We start from the raw sequence: 15574 nt of genomic DNA on the forward strand, positions 1-15574 counted from the left end.
CCCGTAACCGCAGCAGTCAATCGCTTTATACCGCCAGAGATTTGCCGCCATGAAGCGTCGATACAGTTGGCCCCTGTGGACCCTCGCCGGCCTCGTTGTGCTGCTGGTTGCCCTGCACATTGCCCTGCCCTACGTGGTGCGCGACTACCTCAACGAAAAATTGGCGAATATGGGTGACTACCGCGGGCAGATTACCGACGTGGACCTGGCCCTGTGGCGCGGCGCCTACAAAATCAATGGACTGAAAATCGTCAAGGTCAATGGCAAGGTCCCCGTGCCTTTCGTCAACGCGCCATTGATTGACCTCTCCGTCAGCTGGCACTCACTCTGGTATGACCACGCGGTGGTGGCCGAGGCGCAGTTCGACAAACCCGAGGTGAACTTCGTCGACGGCGGTGCCAACAAGAAAAACTCCCAGACCGGTGAAGGCACCGACTGGCGGGCACAATTGGAAAAATTGCTGCCGATTACCCTGAACGAAGTGCGGATCAACGACGGGCGGGTCACCTTCCGAAACTTCAATTCAAAACCGCCCGTGAACATGAATGCCACTCAGGTCAATGCCAGCATTTACAACCTGACCAACGTGGTCGACACCAAAGGCAAACGCGACGCTCGCTTCGACGGCAAGGCTCTATTGCTGGGGCATGCACCGCTGGAAACCACGGCGACCTTCGATCCGCTGAGCGACTTCCAGGACTTCGAATTTCGCCTGCGCGCCAAGAACCTTGAACTCAAACGCATGAACGACTTCGCCTCGGCCTACGGCAAGTTCGACTTCAATGCCGGCCATGGAGACCTGGTCATCGAAGCCGAAGCCAACAAGGGTCAACTCACCGGCTACATCAAGCCGCTATTGCGGGACGTCGATGTGTTCAATTGGCAACAGGACGTGGAAAACAAAGACAAAGGGATTTTTCGCTCCATCTGGGAAGCACTCGTCGGGGGTACCGAGAATGTGTTGAAGAACCAGCCGAAAAACCAGTTCGCCACTCGCGTCCAGCTCAGAGGCAGCGTGCATCAACAAGATATCAGCGCATTCGAGGCTTTTTTGCAGATTTTGCGTAATGGTTTCATCGAGGCGTTCAATGCCCAGTACGAACGGCCGAAACCGGATGCCGGCTAAGACTTGCGTGTGACGGTGTAACGACCGGTTTCTTCCGCCGCCCGCGCCGGGTTCGATTGCTGCTGCAAGAAGTCCCAGCCCAGGCAGGCCAGTGCCAGCGATCGCGGAACGGCTTCACGACCACTGCTGTAGCGCGTGATGCTGCGGGCACTGACCCCCAACGCTTCGGCCGCCTGATTGAGCGGCAGCCCGGTGCGAGCGCGCCAGTCGATGAAGATCCGGGTGTTTTCGTCTACTGCATTTTGTGCGAGAGCATCCAGATACAGGGTGTCTGCGCCGATCTGGATGTCCAGCTCGGGCCACTCGACGCTCCAGCCTTCATCACCCAGGGTTGCTCTTTCGAAAGCGACCACCTCCAGCAATGGCTGCAACCCAGGGTAGGCGCGCAGGTCCCGACTCAAATCGAGAGTGAGTTGCTGACCGTCGATAAAGGTCAGCATAAGGCGGTGATCCGGCAACGCCTGCACGGCCGACAGCCGTGGTCGCTTCATGGGTAACATCGTTTCCAATCCTCCAGCAATTGCACCTGATGGGCCCTGACCCACGCCAGCGCTTCCTTGATAATCAGCGGCGGCGCCTTGCCCACCATCACTTCGACGGTTTCCAGGCTGAGCATCACGTCGAGCCCGCCACCGGTCAGGTGAACATGGGGCGGCGGGTGATCCTTCTCGCGTAACTGAATGCGGTATGTATCGCGAAATCGGTATTTAGTAGACATGCCCCGCAAGCTATCGCCAAAATGGCGATAGTTCAATACTGGCTAGCGGCCGAAACTGAGTCAAGATGTGACGCTCCATTCAGAGACTGAATAAGCCGTCTGCGTTCACAGTCGCCCAGGCACCGCGTTATAGTCGGGTACTACAATTATTGCGCCCCGCCCTGCCTCGTTCAGGTCGGCGTTACCGTTTGAGGATTAGCAGATGAAGTTCGAAGGCACCCAGGCCTACGTCGCCACCGATGACCTGAAGCTGGCAGTCAACGCCGCCATCACTCTGGAGCGTCCGCTGCTGGTCAAGGGCGAGCCGGGTACGGGCAAGACCATGCTCGCCGAGCAACTGGCCGAGTCCTTCGGCGCCAAACTAATCACCTGGCACATCAAGTCCACCACCAAGGCGCATCAGGGCCTGTACGAGTACGACGCGGTCAGCCGTCTGCGCGACTCACAACTGGGCACGGAAAAGGTTCACGACGTTCGCAACTACCTGAAAAAGGGCAAGCTCTGGGAAGCCTTCGAATCCGAAGAGCGGGTGATCCTGCTGATCGACGAAATCGACAAGGCCGACATCGAATTCCCGAACGACCTGCTGCAAGAACTCGACAAGATGGAGTTCTACGTTTACGAGATCGACGAGACCATCAAGGCCAAGAAACGCCCGATCATCATCATTACCTCCAACAACGAGAAAGAACTGCCGGACGCCTTCCTGCGCCGCTGCTTCTTCCACTACATCGCCTTCCCGGATCGCACCACGATGCAGAGGATCGTCGATGTGCACTACCCAAACATCAAGAAAGACCTGGTCAGCGAAGCGCTGGACGTGTTCTTCGACGTGCGCAAGGTGCCGGGCCTGAAGAAAAAGCCATCGACCTCCGAACTGGTGGACTGGCTGAAGCTGCTGATGGCCGACAACATCGGCAAAGCCGTGCTGCGCGAGCGCGATCCGACCAAGGCTATTCCGCCACTGGCCGGCGCGTTGGTGAAGAACGAACAAGACGTGCAATTGCTTGAGCGTCTGGCGTTCATGAGCCGTCGCGGCACTCGCTGATCCCTCTGTTTAACAAGATAGAGGGCGATAGCCATGCTGCTTAACCTGTTCAATGAAATGCGCGCAGCCAAGGTACCGGTCTCGGTACGGGAGCTGCTCGACCTGATCAACGCCCTGAAACAGCGCGTGACCTTCGCCGACATGGACGAGTTTTATTACTTGTCCCGGGCGATTCTGGTGAAGGACGAAAAGCATTTCGACAAGTTCGACCGGGCCTTCGGCGCCTATTTCAACGGCCTGGAAAAACTCGACGACCACCTTCAGGCCTTGATCCCGGAAGACTGGTTGCGCAAGGAGTTCGAGCGTTCGCTGACCGACGAAGAGCGGGCAGCGATCCAGTCCCTCGGCGGCCTGGACAAGCTGATCGAAGAGTTCAAGAAACGCCTCGAAGAACAGAAAGAACGCCATGCCGGCGGTAACAAGTGGATCGGCACTGGCGGCACCAGCCCGTTTGGTTCCGGCGGTTTCAACCCGGAAGGCATTCGGGTCGGCGATGCCGGCAAACGTCAGGGCAAAGCGGTCAAGGTCTGGGATCAGCGCGAGTACAAGAACCTCGACGATTCGGTCGAACTGGGCACGCGCAACATCAAGGTCGCCCTGCGACGGCTGCGCAAATTCGCGCGCCAGGGCGCGGCGGAAGAGCTGGACATCGATGGCACCATCGACCACACCGCCCGCGATGCCGGGCTGCTGAATATTCAGATGCGTCCGGAGCGGCGCAACACCGTCAAGCTGTTGCTGCTGTTCGACATCGGCGGCTCGATGGACGCCCACGTGAAGATCTGCGAAGAGCTGTTCTCGGCCTGCAAGACCGAGTTCAAGCACTTGGAGTATTTCTACTTCCACAACTTCGTTTATGAATCGGTATGGAAGAACAACATGCGCCGCACGTCCGAGCGCACTTCGACCCAGGATCTGCTGCACAAATACGGCGCCGACTACAAAGTGATCTTCATCGGTGATGCCGCCATGGCCCCGTACGAAATCACCCAGGCCGGCGGCAGCGTCGAGCACTGGAACGAAGAAGCGGGTTATGTGTGGATGCAGCGGTTCATGGAGAAGTACAAGAAGGTCATCTGGATCAACCCGTATCCGAAAGATACGTGGGGCTATACGTCTTCGACCAACATCGTGCGGGACTTGATTAACGATCAGATGTATCCGCTGACGTTGCGGGGGTTGGAGGAAGGGATGCGGTTTCTCTCCAAGTAATCGTTGTTGTCTGGACTGACGCCTTCGCGAGCAAGCCCGCTCCCACAGTTGATCTGTGTACGACAGGGATTCAATGTGGGAGCGGCGGTGCGACGATTCGACTTGCTCGCGAAGCTTTTAGCTATTCAGGAATCGTCGCAGATATTCGACGTGTTCGCGATGCGCGACATCCTGCACCACCGGTTTCAACCGTACCTGCGTCCCCGGCAGACACTGCGCCAGTCGCGCCAGCGCCAGCGGCGTCAACGCCCCCAATCGCGGATAGCCGCCAATGGTCTGCCGATCATTGAGCAGCACAATCGGCTGCCCGTCCGGCGGCACCTGAACCGCGCCCAGCGGGATGCCTTCGGAAATCATCGGCTTCCCCTGATACTGCAACGCCGTTCCCAGCAAGCGGATGCCCATCCGGTCGGCACGGCTGTCGAGGGTCCAGATGCTGTTGAACGCGTCAAACGAACTCTGTCCACTGAACTCGCCGATCTGGGCACCGAGCACCAGGTCCAGCGGCGCGTTGAGTTTGAAGTCCGGCACCTGTTCGCGCGCCAACTCCCGCAGCAGTAACAGCGAGCTGCCCGAATAGCTCAACTGCGCATCTTTGGCCAACGCCCGGCCCATACCGTCAAGCCCACCGAGCTCCTCACGGACCACCGTTGCGCTACTGCCCAACACCTTTGGCGCATCGAATCCGCCCGGGGCCGCCAAATATGCCCGGGCGCCAAGCAGCGGCTGAGTAAATTGCAATCGCTGACCTTTGTTCAGCCTGAAACTGCGCCACGGCGCCAACGACTCGCCATCCACCTGAGCTCCCAGATCTGCCCCAGCCAAAGCCAGCACGCAATCCTCTTCGGCAACGACTGTGAACCCACCGAGGGTGATTTCAATCACCGGTGCATCCAGGCCATTGCCCAGCAACCAATTGGCCCACGACATCGATCGCCAATCCGCCGCCCCGCCCTGGGTCACGCCCAGATGCCGCACGCCGAAACGGCCAGCGTCTTGTAACAGGCACAGCGGTGTACTCGCTTCTATTGATAGACGGCTCATGCCTGCGCCTCCAACGGCGTGTCATCACCGCCCAGATTGATGAATTCGGCATGGCTGACGGCTTCGAAGCGCACCGTGTCGCCTGGTTGCATCAGGCTGTAGCCGTCGCGTTCGCGGTCGAACAATTTGGCCGGGGTGCGGCCGATCAGATTCCAGCCACCGGGGGACACCACCGGATAAGCGGCCGTTTGCCGTTCGGCGATGCCGACACTGCCCGCGGCTACCTTTTTACGCGGAGTGTTCAATCGCGGCGCGGCCAGCGCTTCTTCCACCAGCCCCATGAAGGCGAAACCCGGCGCAAAACCCAAGGCGAACACCTGATATTCGCGCGCGCTGTGGCGGCGGATCACTTCATCCACGGCCAATCCGCTGCGCTGGGACAACAGACTCAACTCCGGGCCAACGCTCAAGTCATACCAGACCGGCAACACATGACATTTGCCGCGGGTGCAGGCGTTGGGCGACAGATCGATCAAGGCCTCGGCGATCAGCTCCCGAGCCTGAGCCGGACTCAACGCGGTCAGGTCGTAATGCACCATCAACGTCGTATAGGATGGCACCAGATCGATCAGATGCCCGGCGAATGCAGCACGCAGACTTTCACTGGCGGCGAGCATCCACGGCATGTTGGCCTCGCTGATCTGATCAAACAGACGGACCATCAAACAATCCAGCGCCACCACTTCTACCCGCAGGTTCATGGCGCGCTCTGCTGATCAAGTGCTTCGCGAATACGCCGCACGGCGGCTACCGAACTGGCATTGTCGCCGTGTACGCAAAGGGTGTTGGCCTGCAAATGCAAGGCACTGCCATCGCTGGCCGTGAGATTGCCGCCGCGGGCAATGGTCAGGGCTTGTTCGATGATTGTCTCGGGATCGTGATGCACTGCGCCCGGCAGTTGCCGCGAGACCAGCATTCCCGCGCTGTCGTAAGCGCGATCGGCGAAGGCTTCGAACCACAGGGTCACGCCGTATTCATCGCCCAATCGCTGGGCTGCGCTGTTGTCGCGAGTGGCCATCAACATCAGCGGCAACTCACGATCATAGGACGCCACGGCCTGAAGCACCGCGCGCAATTGCGCCGGGTTGGCCATCATGTCGTTGTACATCGCGCCGTGTGGTTTGACGTAACTCACCCGCGCGCCCTGAGCCTGGCAAATGCCGTCGAGGGCGCCGATCTGGTAATGCACAATGTCCTGAAGTTCCTGGGCGGTGTAGGCCATGGAGCGGCGGCCGAAGCCGACCAGATCCTGATACGCCGGATGTGCGCCGATCTGCACGCCGTTGCTCAAGGCCAGGCTGACAGTCTTGCGCATGATGCTAGGGTCGCCGGCGTGGAAGCCGCAGGCGATGTTGGCGCAATCGATGAAGGGCATGACCTCGGCGTCCAGACCCATGGTCCAGTTGCCGAAACTCTCGCCGATGTCGCAGTTCAATAGCAGGCGGCTCACGGTGAACACTCCTTTCAGCTTTATTCTTTTTAACTGCGGGACACTTTTTGTAACGGCAGGCCCGCAGATTATCAGTTGCTGGGCATTAAGTTATTGGGCTTCGAGTTGCTTGCCACGGGTTTCCGGCAGGCTCAGGGCCGCAAGAATCACCACCCCGTAGGACACCGCCGCAAAGGCACCGATTCCTACGCTCAATGGCACCTTCTGGCTCATCAAGCCGATCAACAGCGGGAACAATGCCGCCAGTGCCCGGCCGATGTTGTAACAAAAGCCCTGACCCGAACCACGAATCCGCGTTGGAAACAGCTCGGTCAAAAACGCGCCCATGCCACTGAAAATCCCCGATGCGAAGAAGCCAAGGGGAAAGCCCAGCCAGAGCATCACGCCATTGCTAACCGGCAATTGGGTGTAGAGCAGAACAATGGTGAACGAGCCGACCGCGAACAGAATGAAGTTCTTTTTACGCCCGAGGATGTCAGTCAAATACGCGCTGATGACGTAACCGACGTAGGAACCGATGATCACCATCGCCAGATAACCACCCGTACCGAGTACGCTCAACCCGCGTTCGTTCTTCAGAAAGGTCGGCAACCAGGAGGTGATCGCGTAGTAGCCGCCCAGAGCACCGGTGGTCAGCACCGACGCGCGAATTGTGGTGAAAAGGATGCCGGGAGCGAAGATCTCGTAGAATTTTGCCGGGTTGCCGGGTTCTTGCTTGGCCTTGGCTTCGCGATAGATTTCCGGGTCCTTGACCAGTCGACGGACGAAGATCACAAAGATCGCCGGCACAATGCCAAGGATGAACAGTGCGCGCCAGGCGTCTTCCGGCGGCAGTACCGAGAACAGCAGCGCATACAGGATCGCCGTCAGCCCCCAACCCAATGCCCAGCCGGATTGCACCATGCCAACAGCCTTGCCGCGGTCCTTGGCGCGAATCACTTCACCCATCAGCACCGCGCCAGCGGTCCATTCGCCGCCGAAACCGAAGCCCATCAGCGTGCGGCTGATCAGCAGTTGTTCGTAGTTTTGGGCGAAACCGCAGAGGAAGGTGAAGAAGGCGAACCACAGCACGGTGAGTTGCAAGGTGCGTACGCGACCGATGCGGTCGGAGAGAATCCCCGCCACCCAACCGCCGATGGCCGAGGCGATCAGGGTGCTGGTGTGAATCAACCCGGCCTCGCCGGTGGTGATGCCCCACATCGCAATCAGGGTCGGCACCACGAAGCTGAGCATCTGGGTGTCCATGCCGTCCAGGCCATAGCCGATCTTGCAGCTCCAGAAGGTGCGGCGCTCCTGCTTGTTGATATTGTGGTACCAGTCGAAAGGTCCTGGACGAACCGTGGCTTTGGGGATGTCGAGCGTGTCGGGCGCACTCATGGCAAATCTCCGCGCTAATTTTTATTGGTATTGTTCTGAGCCCCGACGACGCCTATCGTGGGAACCGGATGACCTGATTTTTGGGCTCCCTGCCCTGCTGCGTCCAACTAATAAAAACCCGCTCTAGACATAAGAAAAATTTGTCCTTATGAACCTGAAGTTTCTCGAGACCTTTGTCTGGGTCGCCCGACTCAAGAGTTTTCGCCTGACGGCGGACAAGCTCTTCACCACCCAGGCGTCGATTTCCAGCCGCATTGCCGTGCTTGAAGGCGAGCTCGGGGTGAAGCTGTTCCTGCGCGATTCACGCGGCGTGAGCCTGACGCCCGAAGGCTTGAAAGTGCTCGAGTACGCCGAGCAAATGATGGACACCATGCAAGCCCTCAAGCAGTCGATCGAAACCCGCTCGAGCAAGGTCGGACGGGTTCGCATCGGCGTGATGGACACGGTCATCCATACCTGGTTGAGCCCGTTGGTGGCGCAAATGATGGATCACTATCCGCTGGTGGAAATCGAGTTAGTGGCCGATACCGCGCTCAACCTCTGCGATCAGCTGCAAAAAGGCTTTCTCGATCTGATCCTGCAAACCGACCTGTTGCGTCAGGAAAGCGTACGCAGCCTTGAGCTGGCCAGTCACCCGATGGGCTGGATTGTGGCTACGAATTCGATCTACAACCGCGAGTATTCAGGCATTGCCGATCTGGCGCGGGAACGGATCATTACCTATTCGAAAAACTCCCATCCGCATCAGGAGATTCTCGCCCTGATGCAAGCCAACGGCATCTTGACGCCACGGTTGAACTGCGTGAACTCGGTATCGGCGATCACCCGGTTGCTGCGGGATGGTTTCGGTATTGGCGCGCTGCCACCGGTGCTGGTCGCCGAGGAACTGGCGCGGGGGGAGTTGACCTTGCTGGCCATCGATCAACGGCCACCGAATTTGCAGGTGGTGGTGTCGTGGCGGGTTGGCGTGGAGTGGGTCGAAGAAATCGTGGCGTTGTGTCAGCAGGTGTTGGACGGGTATGCGAAGAAGGTGGGTGAGAACTACATCGTCCTAGCCCGCTGAACACCGCCCCCCTGTGGCGAGGGGGTTCACCCCCGTTGGGTCGCGAAGCGGCCCCAAAACCAGACGCCTCGATGTATCAGGTAAACCGCGTGTGCCGGTTTCACGACTGCTGCGCAGCCGAACGGGGGTAAACCCCCTCGCCACAGAGATCGCGTAACCCCCTTACAACCCGCGCACATCCCGATCTTCGATCGGCCGGCTCTGGCGCAAGCGTTTGCCGCCCAGCACCACCCAGTCGATCAGACGGAACAGGCATTCAATGCCGAACGACAACAGCATCGCCCCGCTCATGCCCCAGATCATCGCTTCCGGCGTCAGCAGGATCTGGTAGCTGTAGCCATTCCAGGTTTCCTTGCGAATATCCGGATCAGCCGCCAGTGCAACCTGCAGGAAGCGGATGTACCACGGCCCCTGCATGGCCTGGAACTGTTTATCGAGGGCCAGTTGACGGGTCAATAAGGTGCTCAGGCTGTCGGCATCGCTGCGAAAGATCGGGTCTTCGCTGGCGCGGTAATGGGCCACCAATGCCTGCATGTCACCCTTGAAGAACTGATTCGCCGTGCCCTGAAAACCGCTCAGACCGGTCTGCGCCTCAATCAGATGCGCTTCGACGCGCTTGGCATAGTCGTTGATGAATCCCGGCACCTGGACACCGATCAACAGGCCCGCCGCGAACAACACCAGCCGTAGATAACTGAGCAACATGAAGGGAAATCCTTATTCGGTCTTGCCCTGGCTGACGCATTCACCGCGTCGCCAGAGGCTCCATTGGCCCGGTTCGTAGCGGGTCCAGGTTTCGTTTTCGGTCAACGGTTCGGTGGCGATCACCGTGACCACGTCGTTGGGCGTGGTTTCGGCCTGGAAATCGACGATCACATCGACGTCCTTCAAGCGCGCCGGGCCGAATGGCGCGCGACGGGTGATTTGCGCCAGTTTGGTGGAGCAATAGCAGAACAACCAGTCGCCATCGCTGAGCAGGCAGTTGAATACGCCTTTGCTGCGGTATTCAGCGCAGGCGGCCACCAGGTCTGGCAGCAGTTCTTCGACCTCGACCGGTTCCGGGAACGCTGCGCGCACGCGGTTGAGCAGATCGCAGAACGCCGCCTCGCTGTCGGTATCGCCGACCGGGCGGTAAAAACGCTTGATCGGTTGAAAGTCCGCGAGTTGGCCGTTGTGGGCGAAACACCAGTTACGGCCCCACAGCTCACGCACAAACGGATGGGTATTGGACAGGCAGACCTTGCCGACGTTGGCCTGGCGGATGTGCCCGATCACCACTTCGCTCTTGATCGGATAGCGCTGCACCAGGTTCGCGACCTCGGACTCACAGCTCGCCGCCGGGTCCTGAAACAGGCGCAGGCCACGGCCCTCGTAAAAAGCGATGCCCCAGCCGTCACGGTGCGGACCGGTGCGGCCGCCGCGCTGCATCAGCCCGGTGAAGCTGAACACGATATCGGTCGGCACATTGGCGCTCATGCCCAATAACTCACACATGCTCGGATTCTCGCTCAAAGGCAGGGGCAGGTTACAGTCGCGGTTCGACCCGCATTCGCTGAGGGTTGCTCGGCACCGGTGGACGACCGTAACGATCATCGCCCGCACCGCCGAAGGGATGATCCTCTTCAGGATCATCGGACCTGGCCGCAGCCTTGGCAGCGGCAGCCTGTTCCTTGCGAGCGTTGGACGCACGTTCGATAGGGAAACGGATCGCCACAAATACCAGGTAAATGCCGAAGGCGATCATGCCGTACATGAACAGGTCGGAAATTGCGCGCCAGGCGTTGTTGCCGACCTTGAACAATAGATCAAGGGCAGTAATGGCGATGGCCGGGGCAACCTTTTCCTTAACCGGATCAATGATGGTCGGGCTGAACAGCAACACAGCAACCAATAGCCGCAGCGGCTCACGCAGCCAGCGCCACATCCAGCGGGTGATACGCATCCACACCAACAGGCAGCCCAAAGCGGCGAAGGCGTAGAGGCCCCAAGCGATCAGATAGTCGTTCTCGGTCATGGTGTCCATGGCAAGGCAGGCAAAGAGGCGCTTATAGTAACGACTTTTCGCACGTCAGGCTTGCTCCAATGCCAGTCTGAAAAACGCACCCCCTGTGGGAGCGGGCTTGCTCGCGAAAGCGATGTGTCAGTCAACAGAGATGTTGAAACTGCTGGCCTCTTCGCGAGCAAGCCCGCTCCCACACGTTGCGAAGCCCTTATTCTGTACATTGTTCGAGAGTCCTTCATGCCCCTATCCGTCAACGTTTCCGACGCTCCCATCGCCCACAAGGCCGAAGGCGACGACCCGTATGCCTGGCTGCAGGAGCGCGACACCGACGCGGTGCTCGACTACCTGAAAGCGGAAAACCGCTACCAAGAGGCGCAAACCGCCGATCAGGCCGGGTTGCGTGAAACCCTGTTCGAAGAGATCAAGGCCCGGATTCTCGAAACCGACCTGTCCTTGCCCTCCCCTTGGGGTCCGTACCTGTATTACACGCGCACCACGGCCGGTGATGAATATGCCCGCCACTACCGCTGCCCGCGCCCTGCCGATGACAGCCTGCAGCTCGACGAAAGCCAGGAACAACTGCTGCTGGACCCCAATGAACTGGCCAACGGCGGCTTCTTTTCCCTGGGCGCCTTCAGTATCAGCCCGGACCACCAGCGTCTGGCCTACAGCATTGACGCCACGGGCGATGAGATTTTCACGCTGTTCGTGAAGGAATTGTCCAACGGCCGTGTCAGTGAACTGGAATTCCAGGATTGCGACGGCAGCATGACCTGGGCCAATGACAGCCTGACGCTGTTCTTCGGCGAACTGGACGACACCCATCGCCCGCACAAACTGTTCCGCTATCGGCTGGACGGTACAGCGGCTGAAGAAGTGTTCCATGAGCCGGACGGTCGATTCTTCATGCATTGCTACCGCTCCAGTTCCGAGCAGCAATTACTGCTGTCCCTGGGCAGCAAGACCACCAGCGAAGTCTGGGTGCTCGACGCGTTCCAGCCGCAACAGGCGTTTACCTGCATCGCACCGAGGGTTGAAGACCATGAGTACGACGTCGATCACGGCGCGCTCGACGGTCAATGGACCTGGTTCATTCGCACCAATCGCGACGGCATCAACTTTGCCCTGTACCACGCCGTAGACACCGGCGTGGCGCCGACCGAGGCCGACTGGCAGAACCTGATCCCCCACAGCGACACGGTGATGATCGAAGGCATGAGCCTGAATGCCGGCGCCATGACCCTGAGTTTGCGTGAGGGTGGCTTGCCAATCATCGAAGTTCATCCACAAGACCTGCCGAGCTACCGCGTGCAATTACCGGATGCGGCCTACAGCCTTCATGTGCAGAACAGCCTGGAGTTCGTCAGCGACAGGATCCGTCTGCGCTATGAAGCGCTGAACCGTCCGGCGCAAATCCGCCAACTGATATTGGGCAGCGGCGAGCAGAAAGTCCTCAAGGAAACCCCGGTGCTCGGTCCGTTCGACGCCGATGCCTACGTCAGTCAGCGCCTGTGGGCAACGGCACCTGACGGTACGAAAGTGCCGATCAGCCTCGTCGTCAAACGCGAAGCACTCGGTAAGCCGACGCCGCTTTATCTGTACGGCTATGGCGCTTACGGCGAAAGCCTCGACCCGTGGTTCTCCCACGCTCGCTTGAGTCTGCTGGACCGTGGCGTGGCGTTCGCCATTGCTCACGTGCGTGGCGGCGGTGAACTGGGCGAAGCCTGGTATCGCGCCGGCAAGCAGGAACACAAACACAACACCTTCAGCGACTTCATCGCCTGCGCCGAACACCTGATCGCCAATGGCTTCACGACTTCACAGCAACTGGCGATCAGCGGCGGCAGCGCCGGTGGCCTGCTGATCGGCGCCGTGCTCAATAAGCGGCCGGAGTTGTTTGCTGCTGCGATTGCCGAAGTGCCGTTCGTCGACGTGCTGAACACCATGCTCGACCCGGACCTGCCGTTGACCGTCACCGAATACGACGAGTGGGGCAATCCTGAAGAACCGGACGTCTATGATCGGATCAAGGCCTACGCCCCGTACGAAAACGTCACCGCACAAGCTTATCCGGCGACGCTGGTGATCGCCGGCTACAACGACAGTCGCGTGCAGTACTGGGAAGCGGCCAAGTGGGTGGCGAAATTACGCGCGACCAAAACCGACGCAAATCCCCTGCTGCTCAAGACCGAATTGGGTGCCGGGCACGGCGGGATGAGCGGTCGTTATCAGGGATTGCGTGACGTAGCACTCGAATACGCATTTGTTTTCAAGGTTTTGGGCATCGCCTGAGGAACTCCGTTCGGCGTGCGGGTCTTAACTCTGAACACTGGACGCCGATACACCACACACATCCCCTGTGGGAGCGGGCTTGCTCGCGAAGGCGGTGTGTCAGACAACATTGATGTTGAATGTGATGGCCTCTTCGCGAGCAAGCCCGCTCCCACTGGGGATGTGTGTGGTGGATTGCAGATCCGGAACAGCAACAGACACAAGAAAAAGACCGTGACGACATGTCAGAACCGACCTTACTGAACAACGAAATTCGCGACTGGCTGATGGACTGTGGCCTGTTCGATCAACTGCTGCCGGCGGACTTCGCCGCGGCCTCGGGCTACTTCAGCATCAGCACCATTGCTCAGGGCGAAGAGATTTTCCATGAGGGCGATGCCGGCAGCTTCATGTGCATCATCCACACCGGCCAGGTGGCGGTGCAGAAAACCAACAGCGACGGTCACCTGGTGACCATGGCAACGTTGCGCAGCGGTCGGGCGTTCGGCGAAATGGCCGTACTCGACGGCGAACGCCGCTCGGCCAGTTGCGTGGCCGCAAGTAATTGCCAGTTGCTCAACCTGGGCAAGGATTCGCTGGAAAAGATGCTCAACGACGCGCCGAAAATCGCCGCAAAAATCATCCGCGCCCTCGCCGTTTCCCTCTCCAAACGCCTGCGCATGGCCGATGGGCAACTGCTCTCGCAGCAGGTTTAACCGCCGGGCGGTTTGGCTTTCGACGGGGTTTGCTCCGGCACCGGCAGTGGCTGGTCCTTGGTCGGCGGGCTAGGCATTTCAATCGGCACCAACGGCGGGCCGCCACTGCCGGGCCCGACCTTGGGCACGCTGGTCGGGGTGATTTGCGGGTACGGTGTCGGGGTCGCGGTGCCGGGCGAACCGGGCAGCGGCGCAGGGCTAGTGGGGGTGGTTTGCAACTGCTGGGCCTGCACTGCAGTTATCGAGAGCGCGGCCAAGGCAATGACCGTTAGAATGGTGCGCTTCATCAATGGCTCCGTTGGCCTTTTTGTGTTTTTGCAGGCTACTCCCAACGGCGCGTGTTTGCCTTCTCCCTCTTATGCCAATTTCTCCTCAAGTGAGTCCCATGAAACGTTTCGTTCTGCTCGACACCGCTCCAATTCCTGAAAATGGCGGTGCCTTGTGCCTGTTCGAATACGGTGAGGATTTCGTCATCAAGATCCAGGGCGGCGACGGCGGGCAACTGATGAACACCCGCATGCACGGCTCGGAAGACGCTCTGGCGGAGATCCCGTGCCGTAAAGTGGCCGGCCGGCCGAATTCGCGCGTGCTGATCGGCGGCCTGGGCATGGGCTTCACCCTCGCCTCGGCCCTCAAGCATTTGGGCAAGACCGCTGAAGTAGTGGTCGCCGAACTGGTGCCGGGGGTGGTGGAGTGGAACCGTGGCGCGCTGGGTGAGAAAGCCGGGAACCCGCTGCTGGACCCGCGCACGGTCATTCGCATGGAAGATGTGGCCAACGTCCTGCAAGCCGAGCCGCAAGGTTTCGACGCAATCATGCTCGACGTCGACAACGGCCCCGAAGGCCTGACCCAGAAGGCCAACAGCTGGCTCTACTCCGCTGGCGGCCTGAGCGCCTGCGCCAAGGCCCTGCGGCCCAAAGGTGTGCTGGCCGTCTGGTCCGCGAGCGCTGACCGACAGTTTTCCGACAAACTGAAGAAGGCCGGCTTCAAGGCCGAGGAAGTCCAGGTCTTCGCCCACGGCAACAAAGGCACCCGTCACACCATCTGGATTGCCGAGAAGCTCAAGGGCTGAGCTAAACTGCGATTAATACCGTCATTAGTCTTTTACAAAGGTGAACCCATGAGTTCGTCAACACCGACCAACACGTCGAAACTGGACCGCATCCTTGCCGACAACCAGCGCGACAAGGAAATGGGTTACCGCGACAAGGCCCTGAAAATGTACCCGCACGTGTGCGGTCGCTGCGCCCGTGAGTTTTCCGGCAAGCGCCTGAGCGAACTGACCGTGCACCACCGCGACCATAACCACGACAACAACCCTCAGGATGGCTCGAACTGGGAATTGCTGTGCCTGTATTGCCACGACAACGAACACTCGCGGTACACCGACCAGCAGTATTTCGGTGAAGGCTCGCTGAGCTCGCCAAAAATCGCCAAGGCGACACATAACCCGTTTGCCGCGTTGGCCGGGTTGATGAAGAAAGAAGACTGAAGATCTTCAGTGCTTCAACCGGCCCCTTCGCGAGCAAGCCCGCTCCCACATTGAT

Annotated in this window: 18 protein-coding genes; 8 read left to right on the forward strand and 10 right to left on the reverse strand. The window is 59.5% G+C overall.

Going from position 1 to position 15574, the window contains the following annotated elements; genetic code table 11:
• The first annotated feature begins 49 nt into the window (after positions 1–49).
• Positions 50–1126: a DUF748 domain-containing protein gene (locus KGB03_RS06400; RefSeq protein WP_223526598.1), complete on the forward strand. Its 1077-nt coding sequence runs from the start codon at positions 50–52 to the stop codon at positions 1124–1126.
• On the opposite strand, the gene KGB03_RS06405 is transcribed toward KGB03_RS06400, so the two are convergent.
• Together KGB03_RS06405 and KGB03_RS06410 are read right to left on the reverse strand one after the other, a co-directional pair.
• Positions 1123–1626 (reverse strand): DUF2442 domain-containing protein, encoded by a 504-nt coding sequence (locus tag KGB03_RS06405; protein WP_192406654.1) that lies wholly within the window; start codon positions 1624–1626, stop codon positions 1123–1125. The genes KGB03_RS06400 and KGB03_RS06405 overlap by 4 nt on opposite strands.
• Positions 1614–1844, reverse strand: a complete 231-nt coding sequence (locus KGB03_RS06410; RefSeq protein ID WP_076030093.1) for a DUF4160 domain-containing protein — start codon at positions 1842–1844, stop codon at positions 1614–1616. The genes KGB03_RS06405 and KGB03_RS06410 overlap by 13 nt, the downstream gene beginning before the upstream one ends.
• Before the next feature lie 202 nt (positions 1845–2046).
• Here KGB03_RS06410 and KGB03_RS06415 point away from each other — a divergent pair, with 202 nt between their 5' ends.
• Both KGB03_RS06415 and KGB03_RS06420 read left to right on the forward strand, forming a co-directional pair.
• Positions 2047–2892 carry an AAA family ATPase gene (locus KGB03_RS06415; RefSeq protein WP_223526599.1) on the forward strand — a complete coding sequence of 282 codons (846 nt, stop codon included), beginning with the start codon at positions 2047–2049 and terminating at the stop codon, positions 2890–2892.
• A 33-nt stretch (positions 2893–2925) separates the two neighbouring features.
• Positions 2926–4104 (forward strand): vWA domain-containing protein, encoded by a 1179-nt coding sequence (locus KGB03_RS06420; RefSeq protein ID WP_008153157.1) that lies wholly within the window; start codon positions 2926–2928, stop codon positions 4102–4104.
• Positions 4105–4221: 117 nt separating this feature from the next.
• Here the strand turns inward: KGB03_RS06420 and KGB03_RS06425 are convergent, their stop codons facing one another.
• The 4 genes from KGB03_RS06425 to KGB03_RS06440 form a co-directional block, all read right to left on the reverse strand.
• Positions 4222–5148 carry a biotin-dependent carboxyltransferase family protein gene (locus KGB03_RS06425; RefSeq protein ID WP_218536413.1) on the reverse strand — a complete coding sequence of 309 codons (927 nt, stop codon included), beginning with the start codon at positions 5146–5148 and terminating at the stop codon, positions 4222–4224.
• On the reverse strand, positions 5145–5849 hold the full coding sequence (locus KGB03_RS06430; RefSeq protein ID WP_192406651.1) for a 5-oxoprolinase subunit B family protein: 705 nt from the start codon (positions 5847–5849) through the stop codon (positions 5145–5147). Before KGB03_RS06430 ends, KGB03_RS06425 begins: the two co-directional genes overlap by 4 nt.
• A complete protein-coding gene (locus KGB03_RS06435; protein ID WP_218536412.1) occupies positions 5846–6598 on the reverse strand; it encodes a 5-oxoprolinase subunit PxpA in 753 nt (250 codons plus the stop codon). The genes KGB03_RS06430 and KGB03_RS06435 overlap by 4 nt, the downstream gene beginning before the upstream one ends.
• Positions 6599–6688: 90 nt before the next feature.
• A complete protein-coding gene (locus KGB03_RS06440) occupies positions 6689–7975 on the reverse strand; it encodes an MFS transporter (protein WP_111450797.1) in 1287 nt (428 codons plus the stop codon).
• A gap of 148 nt (positions 7976–8123) precedes the next feature.
• Here KGB03_RS06440 and KGB03_RS06445 point away from each other — a divergent pair, with 148 nt between their 5' ends.
• Positions 8124–9038 (forward strand): LysR family transcriptional regulator, encoded by a 915-nt coding sequence (locus tag KGB03_RS06445; protein ID WP_111450798.1) that lies wholly within the window; start codon positions 8124–8126, stop codon positions 9036–9038.
• Positions 9039–9200: 162 nt separating this feature from the next.
• Here KGB03_RS06445 and KGB03_RS06450 read toward each other — a convergent pair whose 3' ends face one another.
• The 3 genes from KGB03_RS06450 to KGB03_RS06460 are packed head-to-tail and all read right to left on the reverse strand — an operon-like array spanning position 9201 to position 11061.
• Positions 9201–9743, reverse strand: coding sequence for a DUF2937 family protein (locus KGB03_RS06450; protein ID WP_218536411.1), 543 nt, complete (start codon positions 9741–9743; stop codon positions 9201–9203).
• A 12-nt stretch (positions 9744–9755) separates the two neighbouring features.
• Entirely contained in the window at positions 9756–10532 is a 777-nt protein-coding gene (locus KGB03_RS06455) for a class II glutamine amidotransferase (protein WP_111450801.1), read from the reverse strand.
• 31 nt (positions 10533–10563) lie between these two features.
• A complete protein-coding gene (locus KGB03_RS06460) occupies positions 10564–11061 on the reverse strand; it encodes an MFS transporter (protein WP_111450802.1) in 498 nt (165 codons plus the stop codon).
• A gap of 216 nt (positions 11062–11277) precedes the next feature.
• Between KGB03_RS06460 and KGB03_RS06465 the strand changes: the two genes are divergently transcribed.
• Positions 11278–13332, forward strand: coding sequence for a S9 family peptidase (locus KGB03_RS06465; RefSeq protein ID WP_223526600.1), 2055 nt, complete (start codon positions 11278–11280; stop codon positions 13330–13332).
• 221 nt (positions 13333–13553) lie between these two features.
• On the forward strand, positions 13554–14027 hold the full coding sequence (locus tag KGB03_RS06470) for a cyclic nucleotide-binding domain-containing protein (protein WP_033053557.1): 474 nt from the start codon (positions 13554–13556) through the stop codon (positions 14025–14027).
• Here the strand turns inward: KGB03_RS06470 and KGB03_RS06475 are convergent.
• A complete protein-coding gene (locus KGB03_RS06475) occupies positions 14024–14314 on the reverse strand; it encodes a hypothetical protein (protein ID WP_111450805.1) in 291 nt (96 codons plus the stop codon). The genes KGB03_RS06470 and KGB03_RS06475 overlap by 4 nt on opposite strands.
• Positions 14315–14412: 98 nt before the next feature.
• Between KGB03_RS06475 and KGB03_RS06480 the strand changes: the two genes are divergently transcribed.
• Positions 14413–15099 (forward strand): spermidine synthase, encoded by a 687-nt coding sequence (locus KGB03_RS06480; protein ID WP_111450806.1) that lies wholly within the window; start codon positions 14413–14415, stop codon positions 15097–15099.
• 48 nt (positions 15100–15147) lie between these two features.
• A complete protein-coding gene (locus KGB03_RS06485; protein ID WP_111450808.1) occupies positions 15148–15519 on the forward strand; it encodes a YajD family HNH nuclease in 372 nt (123 codons plus the stop codon).
• Positions 15520–15574 lie beyond the last annotated feature (55 nt).

Origin of the sequence: Pseudomonas sp. BF-B-26, from assembly GCF_019956495.1 — a bacterium.
GTDB lineage: Bacteria > Pseudomonadota > Gammaproteobacteria > Pseudomonadales > Pseudomonadaceae > Aquipseudomonas.